Source organism: Lachnospira intestinalis, assembly GCF_040095895.1.
Classification (GTDB): Bacteria; Bacillota; Clostridia; order Lachnospirales; family Lachnospiraceae; genus Lachnospira; species Lachnospira intestinalis.
Map to the genome: position 1 here is coordinate 51,862 of NZ_JBBMFS010000015.1, position 8,531 is coordinate 60,392.

At 41.3% G+C, this 8,531-nt stretch carries 7 protein-coding genes; 1 reads left to right on the plus strand and 6 read right to left on the minus strand.

Annotated features, from left to right (window positions below; genetic code table 11):
• Positions 1–15: 15 nt before the first annotated feature.
• Positions 16–999 carry a hypothetical protein gene (locus WMO37_RS13500; RefSeq protein WP_349155257.1) on the plus strand — a complete coding sequence of 328 codons (984 nt, stop codon included), beginning with the start codon at positions 16–18 and terminating at the stop codon, positions 997–999.
• Positions 1,000–1,047: 48 nt separating this feature from the next.
• Here the strand turns inward: WMO37_RS13500 and WMO37_RS13505 are convergent, their stop codons facing one another.
• From WMO37_RS13505 to WMO37_RS13530, 6 genes are all read right to left on the minus strand, one after another.
• The gene (locus WMO37_RS13505; protein ID WP_227089795.1) at positions 1,048–1,692 is read right to left on the minus strand and encodes a YoaK family protein; all 645 of its coding nucleotides are present in this window, start codon (positions 1,690–1,692) and stop codon (positions 1,048–1,050) included.
• 73 nt (positions 1,693–1,765) lie between these two features.
• Positions 1,766–2,251: a hypothetical protein gene (locus WMO37_RS13510; RefSeq protein WP_349155258.1), complete on the minus strand. Its 486-nt coding sequence runs from the start codon at positions 2,249–2,251 to the stop codon at positions 1,766–1,768.
• Between the two features lie 20 nt (positions 2,252–2,271).
• Positions 2,272–3,180 carry a homoserine O-acetyltransferase MetA gene (metA, locus tag WMO37_RS13515; protein ID WP_022431276.1) on the minus strand — a complete coding sequence of 303 codons (909 nt, stop codon included), beginning with the start codon at positions 3,178–3,180 and terminating at the stop codon, positions 2,272–2,274.
• Positions 3,181–3,273: 93 nt separating this feature from the next.
• A complete protein-coding gene (gene ligA / locus WMO37_RS13520) occupies positions 3,274–5,253 on the minus strand; it encodes an NAD-dependent DNA ligase LigA (protein WP_349155259.1) in 1,980 nt (659 codons plus the stop codon).
• A complete protein-coding gene (locus tag WMO37_RS13525; RefSeq protein ID WP_227089691.1) occupies positions 5,237–5,953 on the minus strand; it encodes a pseudouridine synthase in 717 nt (238 codons plus the stop codon). Before WMO37_RS13525 ends, ligA begins: the two co-directional genes overlap by 17 nt.
• A gap of 97 nt (positions 5,954–6,050) precedes the next feature.
• On the minus strand, positions 6,051–8,531 hold a 2,481-nt coding region (locus WMO37_RS13530; RefSeq protein WP_349155260.1), incomplete at its 5' end, for an InlB B-repeat-containing protein.

An 8,531-nucleotide genomic window follows, 5' to 3' on the forward strand; every position in this document is an offset into this window, starting at 1 on the left:
ATGGAGTGTTTATAGATGTCTATTACAATTAATGCTTCGGCAATTTTAAATAATTTGACAGCAAACAATTCTTATGCTTTTTCATCGACAAAAAGAATTGTAAAGTACAACAGCGATGCAGATGAAACCCGTCAGAGTGCTTCTTCACTCAAGCATAAATTACGTTCTTTAAAAGATATTGATACATCGGACGGACCAACTGCACGTACACAGAATAAAATCAAAAGTTTTGTAAATACCTATAATGATTTAATGTCTTCCGCATCCGGTATAACCGGTTCCAAGAAACTCACAAAGTACATGGATAAAATGGACAGCCTGTTTTCCGAATATGAAGATTCATTAAAAAGTCTTGGTATTACACGGACTTCAACGAATAAATTAAAATTCGATACTACCAATTTTTCAGATGTAACAAGCACAAAACTGGATGCTGTTTTTGGTGAAGATGAACATTTTGTAAGTGACAGCATTAAATATGCCAAAGCTATTTCTTCTGCTGCGCAGCAGGCTTTAAATACGCCAGAGAATGTACTTGGAACAACCACTATTTCTGTATCTGCCGGTAATACAGCTCTGGCTCAGTCTGATCAGCTCTTAGCAGCTGCCACAAAAAATCTGTATTTAACAGACTATGCATCCGTGCAGGCGCAAACCTTAGTTACCTATTTAAAAAATTATACAGAACAGTATAACAATACATTGCAAAACCATACTTCCGCTGATTTAAATTCAACAGAAAACGGTTATCTGAATGCTATGAAAAATGCAACACAGAAGGTAAAGAACCAGCTTCTGCCTGTCGGCATTACAGTCACCGATGACGGTACACTTTCTTTTGACGAAACAGCCGTTTCTTCGGATAATATCGAAAATGTAAAAAATCTGTTTGGTTCTTCATCTTCTTATGGAACAATTATAAAAGGATATGCCGAAAAACTTTTTTCAAGTCTTGTGCAGGCAGATTCATCTGATTTAAATATTGATTACTACGCATAAAAAGAAGTGGGTAAACATTTTATGCTTACCCACTTCTTTTAACTATCACTATCTTAATTTTTCCAAAAACATCAGCAGGAAACTGATAAACAGCAATATGCAAGATATCCAGATAACATGAATCCCATAACAGACAGATAAAATACCACCAATGCCCGCACCAATGGCAAAGAAAAAGATAATTCCAAAATAATAAAAAGTCTGCCGCAGATGTTCAGCTTTTTTATCTCTTAAATACAAAGACAATGCGGCTGTTCCACTTCTTAAATTTCCGATACACATTGTGCTTGCATAAGAATAGCCACCCACTTTGCGGAATGTCTGCACCTGCATTGCACAGGCAAACGATACCATTACGGTTGCTATCATATTATAAGCATTTGGAATAAATCCTACAATCGCGAGTATCCCTATTTCGGCCAACAAAATTCCCTGCCGCCAGTGCATTTTTTTAGCATACTTGAAGCGGTTCTGTACATTTTCTGCAACAAAGACCCCAAACACAAATGCCAGTAAAGGGAACAAATACCGCAGCCCAATCTGCCATTCCCGGTTCATAAAATGCTGGCTCATCAGGACAACATTTCCCGTCTGGGCATTTGAAAAAACCTCATCTCTTGTATTGTATGTATACGCATCCTGAAAGCCTCCGGACAATGCCAGAAATACACTGTTTACAAATGCTTCAGACATCTGTTTTTCTGACAGCAGATGTTTTATCCAAGTCTGTTTATGACTGCTCAATGCACGCACCTCCAAAGTCTGATTAAGCAATTTCTAATTTATCTTTAATCTTCCGGATATCATTTTCCATTATATTCGTCCGGACAAGAAGGAGTTCCTTTTCGTTTTCTACCTTCAATGCTTCATCCAGTTTTCTGCACAAATCGGCATGTCCCTCTGCAATAATTCTGATATTGCGGTTTGTTTCATTCTCAAGGGTCATTTCAATACCGGATACACGGCCTTTTAAATCCCGTATGTCCGTTTTCATGCCTTGCATATCAGTCTTCATTCCCCGCATATCAGTCTTCGTACCTTGCATATCAGTCTTCATACCCTGCATATCAGTCTTCATACCTTGCATATCAGTCTTCATACCCTGCATATCAGTCTTCATTTCTTTCATATCCGACTTCATGTTCTGCATATCTGCCTTCATATTCTGCATGTCAGTCTTCATTTCCTGCATATCGTTTTTCATATTCTGCATATCAGAATAAATTGCCTGTAACATTTCGTTTTCTGTCATAGAATGTCTTCCCCTTATAATTAGTGCCACTCATACGGTGTGCTTTGGTATACGTAATAGTTGAGCCAGTTCGTATATAGATTATTGGCATGGCTTCTCCATGATAATATCGGTCTTTGCGTCGGATCATCATCGGGATAATAATGTACCGGTAAAGTCGGCATAATGCCTTTTTTCACATCCCGCTTATACTCCTGATCCAGTGTCATACGGTCATATTCAGGATGTCCCATTACAAAAATCTGTTTGCCTTCCTGTGCCATGACAATATATATTCCGGCTTCTTTTGAATCCGCCAGCACTTTCAATTTCGGATTGTTTAAAATATCCTCCCGGCAGGCCTCCGTATAGCGTGAATGCGGTGCCATAAAAAAGTCATCAAATCCACGTACCAGCGGTTCTTTTTTATTCATTACATGATGGCGGTATATTCCGGATAACTTCTTTTCCAGCTGTACCTTTTTTACCCCGTAATGATAATATAATCCCGCCTGTGCCGCCCAGCAGATATGAAGTGTTGACGTAATATGTGTTTTAGACCACTCCATAATCTGAGATAATTCTTTCCAGTAATTCACCTCATCAAAATTCATCTTTTCAACCGGTGCACCTGTAATAATCATCCCATCAAATTTGCGGTGTTTAATATCTTCAAATACCTCATAAAACTTCTTCAAATGGGAAGCTGAGGTGTTTTTTGAAATGTGTGTTGCCATCTGCAGAAAAGTAATATCAATCTGTAACGGTGTATTTGAAAGTCCCCGCAGAAGCTGTAATTCCGTATCCTGCTTAATCGGCATCAGATTAAGAATTAAAATCTGCAATTCACGGAAATCCTGTGTCATTGCTCTATGTTCATCCATTACAAATATATTTTCATTTTCCAGTTCTGCCTTTGCCGGCAAATCACTCTGTATTTTAATTGGCATAATTTCCTCATTTCCGCACAACGCTTTTATTCCTGTTGGTTTGTGCTTACGCAGTCACACTATAGCATATTTTCTCTTTATCGGCAACCGTCATCATCTGCCATCATCATTCATCGGTGCCATTTCAAGGAATTCGTTTTCTGTTATTACAGGAACTCCCAGTTTTGCCGCAGTCTTATTTTTAGATGACGTAGAATGGCTGTCGTTATTAATCAGGTATGATGTCTTTCCTGTCACAGAACCGGTCACCCTGCCGCCAAGCTGTTCAATGCGTTCTTTTAACTGATTTCTGTTTTCAAAATGTTCCAATGAACCTGTAATTACAAACACTTTACCGGTAAGAATCTGATTATTCTGATTGTCCTGCGCTTTTTCAATGTGCATTTCCTGCAGCAGCTTATAAAATTCCTCTTTATTTTTTTCATTTTCAAAATAGGAAGCAAATGTATCTGCAATGACTGCACCTACACCATCTATTTTCTCAAGTTCCTGTCTTCCGGCATGAATTATTTTTTCTATATCGTTACCTAATGCCTGCACAATCATCTTGGCATTGGAAAGTCCTACATTTGCAATGCCAAGTCCGTAAATAAATTTCGGCAGCGTTGTATTTCTTGAATTTTCAACAGATGTCAGCAGATTCTCATAGGATTTTTCCCCGAATCCGTCTAAAGCAATAATTTCATCACGGAATTTTTCCAAATGGTATAAATCACAGAAATTCTTTAAAAATCCGTGCTGAATAAATTTTTCCAGTGTTGCCTCTGACAATCCATCGATATTCAATGCATCTCTTGATACAAAATGGGCAAAACTTTTTACATGTTTCGCCTGACAGTCTTCATTGATACAGTAAAGTGTTTTGACATCATTAACCTGTTTAATCTGCGTTTTCCCGCCGCATACCGGACAGACTTCCGGAATCTCTAAATTACCGCTTTGTGTAAGATTTTCTGCAATCTGCGGAATAATCATATTCGCCTTAAATACTTTAATGCGATCACCAATACCTAGTTTTAAACTTTCAACAATACTGATATTATGCACACTTGCACGACTGACCTGCGTGCCTTCAAGCTCTACCGGGTCAAAAACGGCAACCGGATTAATCAGACCGGTTCTTGAAGCACTCCATTCTATTTCTCGCAGTGTCGTTTCTGCGGTTTCATCTGTCCATTTAAACGCCATCGCATTTCTTGGAAACTTTGCTGTTCTTCCCAAAGAATCTCCATATGCAATATCATCATATAAGATTACCAGACCGTCTGACGGAAAATCATTTGTTACAATTGTTTTTTCAAACCATTCTATCGTGTCTAAAATCGTGTCTTTTGTAACCATTTTATATTCAACAACCGAAAACCCCTGATCTTTAAGCCACTCAAACTGTCGTTGTCTGGAATTATCAAAATCAACATCCTGTGCCGATACCAGTGTAAATGCAAAAAAATGGACATTACGCTGTGCCGTAATTTCATTATTTAACTGTCTGACAGATCCGCTGCATAAATTTCTCGGATTTTTATATTTTGCATCGGCTTCCGGAATCTGTTCGTTAATACGCTCAAAATCTGAATACGTAATAATCGCTTCTCCACGCAGAACAAGTTTTCCTTTAAAAGGAATGGTCACAGGAACATTTTTAAATACTCTGGCATTATTGGTAATAATTTCTCCTACTTCGCCATTTCCTCTTGTAACAGCTTTTTGCAGTTGTCCATTGTCATAGGTCAATACAATTGTCAGACCGTCCAGCTTCCATGAAAGCAGACCTTTCTGACTGCCAAGCCACTCTGCCAGCGCTTCCGGACTTTTCGTCTTATCAAGACTTAACATTGGAGATTCATGACGTTCTTTAGGCAGTTCACTAAGCACCTCGTAGCCGACATTTACGGTCGGACTATTTGAAAGAATATAACCTGTTTCTTTTTCAAGCATACCCAATTCATCATATAAAGCATCATATTCATAATTAGACATCAGTTCCCTGCCCTCTGAATAATAGCTTTTCCCTGCCTTATTGAGTAATTCTACCAATTCTTTAATTCTGTCCATTTTACTTTGCTGAATCATATAACTGCTCCTTTAACTGCTGATATTCTGCTTCTGTCACATTCCGGTATTCTCCGGGCTTTAAATCTCCCAATAAAATATTCATGATACGGATTCTTTTGAGCTGCACAACTTCCCTTCCCTGTGTACTGCACATACGCCGGATCTGCCGGTTTAATCCCTGTGTAAGGATAATGCGGAAGGTTTTCTTTCCCAATGCGGTTACTTTGCACGGTTTCGTTGTTCTGTCTAACTCCGCCAGATATATTCCTCCAGACATTGCCTTAATAAATGAATCATCAATCTCTTTATTTACGGTTACAATGTATTCCTTTTCGTGACCGTTGGCTGAACGGAGAATTTTATCCATCATCTCTCCGTTATTTGTCATTAAAATTAACCCTTCTGAATCTTTATCCAGCCTGCCAACCGGGTAGATTCTTTTAGGATACCCAATATAATCAACAATATTATTATCACCCTGATTTGCCGTTGTCGTACACACGATTCCCGTTGGTTTGTAAAATGCCAGCAAAATCTTTTCATCTTCTTCTATAATTGATTTTCCATCGACAAAAACTGTCTGTCCATCTGTCACTTTACTTCCCATTTGTGCAGGAATGCCGTCTATGGTTACTCTGCCCTGTTCTAACAGGCGGTCTGCTTCCCTTCTGGAGCAATATCCCGCACTGCTTAAATATTTATTAATACGAACTTCCATGTTTTCTCCAATTCTTATTTCACAAGCTATTTTAATATTTTAACAAATTTTAAAATTTAATTCAATTTGTTCTTTTAGATAAAAGCTGTGTTTTAAATTATTTCACCTGTGTGATATTACCCTGCTTGTCGATATGCCATACCTGCTCGCAAAGTTCATCCGGGTAGTTTTTCAGTTCATCGATGGTTAAATGCCCTACCGAATCATACCATTCCTCGTCACCGGGGATTCTTTTAATGATGGTGTCGTTATAGACGGTCGATGCCGCCTTTACAAGGATAATGCGGCGCTGTTTCCACTGGGCATACAGTTTTACCGTGGCGTGGTTTACGGTTGTAAGGTTCTTTACCGTATCCTGCGGCTGGTACTCCGTTCCCTGTCCGTCCGTTCTTGTATTCCATCCCATAAAGGTAAATCCCGTCCTTTCCGGCTTCTGCTCCGGAAGAACGACTTCCTCTCCGTACTGCACCTCCATTTTATCAGGAATGTTTCTTGCGGCTGTGCCTGCATTGCCGTCAAATTCGATATAGTAGGTAATCGGTGTCACCGTTTCATCCCAGAGGGCATACATAGTCGTATTTTCCTTTAAGACATAATCTGCATTGCATGGGAAGCGTGTTTCGCTCTCCGGGCTGTTTTCGGCCCATGTCGCAAATGCATAGGAATGGGTATAGCCGTCAAGGTCAACGGATTCCTTTACACTTTCGCCAAGCTGTAATTTAAAGCCCTTTACTTCCTGCGGGGCAGCCGCATTGCAGTACACGGTTTTCGTTACCGGCTTTGTGGTGTCATTTTCCGTTCCGCCGTTTAATTCATAGGTCAGTGTTACGTCTGCCCGGCACACGGTATAGTAGGTAATGCTGTCCGGGATTTTTAAATGTTCCTCCCCGGACTTTACCTCCATCTTTTCAGCACCTTCCGCAGTGATATCTGCCCGGCTGTTAAATCCCACTGCCGTAACATCCGATACGTTTCCCCATCCGCCATAGGTACTGCACTGTGGCGCATCGATAAGGGCATAGGTGTCGTTGTTGTACATGGAGCCTTCCCTCTTATAGGTCTGTGCAAAGTCCACGAATGTCACAGTGATGTCCTTGCGGTACACGGCATAGAGTGTGACGTTTCCGGTGACGGTGTACCGGGTAAGTCCTGTTTCTGAATCACTTTTCGTATTCCATCCGGCATGTTCCCAGCCGTTTTTGTATGCTGCAACGGAAAGGTCGGCATCCGCACCGTAGTAGGTCTTTACGGTTTCCTTATCCGCCGACGTACCGCCGTTTGTTCTGTAGTCATAGGTAACGGTGCATACCGTCCTGTCATAATAAAGTCTGACCGTGGTATTTCCCTTAACTTCCGTCTGCGTGCGGTTTCCGTTTTCCTGAATCGTCCTGTTTTCGTTGAAGGAAAGTCCCTTTATTTCACGGGCAAGGTCTTTATGCACCAGTGTTTCGCCGTAGTACGGTGTTAAATCTTCTGCCACGGACGGTTTGTCCGGATAGTTTCCTGCCGTATCCATGTAGTAATGCTCAACGGTGACGGCATATTCATTGGTCTGTGAATCCGAGCATGCCTTTAACGTGACATTTTCTTCCGGCATGACAAATGTTACCGGATTTGATGCTGCCGTGGTGCCGTTCATGAAGGTCAGGCGGGAATCCGTTTCAAATCCTGCAAAACGGTAGGTATACTGCGCAGTCTTTTCACTGAGCGTAACGGATGCCGTTACATTTTCTCCCCAGCGGTACGTACCCTCTCCGCTTTTTGCACTGAAAGCTTTGTCGTTATCATAGGTTACGGTTACGGAGTATTTCTGTCTGTAAATGTCAACGCTTGTTGTATAGCCCTCTGTCTGGTACTGTCCGCTGACTGTATACTTTACTGCCGCCGGTCTTACCCACTTATCTGTATCAAGACTTCCAAAATCATAATCCACCGTATCCCCGGTCCTGAAATCCTGATCAAGAACGGTGGTGTATGAAGTCCATGTGCCGTCTGCATTTTCATAACGCACACGTATCTTCTGGTTAAAAATAAGGTTTTCAGACTGTGTTGTATATTTTGCATACAGCGTTGTATTTCCTGCCGGTGTATAGGTATCGCCTGCGCCGCCCACACGGCTTGTCAGTGCCGAATCCAGATACCAGCCGTCGAAAGTATAGCTTACATTCTTTCCGTCAATCTCAACGGAAGCTTTTTCTGCATTTGGAAGTGTAACTGTGCCGTTGGTGTAATCCGCTTTTACGTTTACCGTGCCGCCGTTTGCTGTCAGGTTTTTAAAGCTTAATGCCGGCAGCCAGTAAGATGCTCCATTGAACGTTCTGCCTTCATCAATTCCGTGTTCCCGGTAATGCAGGATTGCCCACATGGTATCATAGGTATTGTTGGTTGCCCTTAAAAGGTCCGGGTTGCCGTTATAATATGCCGCCCAGTTCCATGTGCCGACCGACCAGCCGTCCCAGCCGTGTACTTCGCCATGGGTGGTATTGCTGTCAAGCTGTTCGTTCCAGCCGTTAAATGTTCCCGGCGCATCGGTGTTTGAACTGTTAATTGCTGCCGTGCCGCCGTTGGTTTCATAGCT

Excerpts from the sequence above, each read along its gene's own strand:
- WMO37_RS13505 (WP_227089795.1), bottom strand. The coding sequence starts at position 1,692 with ATGTCTGAAGCATTTGTAAACAGTGTATTTCTGGCATTGTCCGGAGGC.
- WMO37_RS13500 (WP_349155257.1), top strand. The coding sequence starts at position 16 with ATGTCTATTACAATTAATGCTTCGGCAATTTTAAATAATTTGACAGCA.
- WMO37_RS13525 (WP_227089691.1), bottom strand. The coding sequence starts at position 5,953 with ATGGAAGTTCGTATTAATAAATATTTAAGCAGTGCGGGATATTGCTCC.
- WMO37_RS13510 (WP_349155258.1), bottom strand. The coding sequence starts at position 2,251 with ATGACAGAAAACGAAATGTTACAGGCAATTTATTCTGATATGCAGAAT.
- metA (WP_022431276.1), bottom strand. The coding sequence starts at position 3,180 with ATGCCAATTAAAATACAGAGTGATTTGCCGGCAAAGGCAGAACTGGAA.
- ligA (WP_349155259.1), bottom strand. The coding sequence starts at position 5,253 with ATGATTCAGCAAAGTAAAATGGACAGAATTAAAGAATTGGTAGAATTA.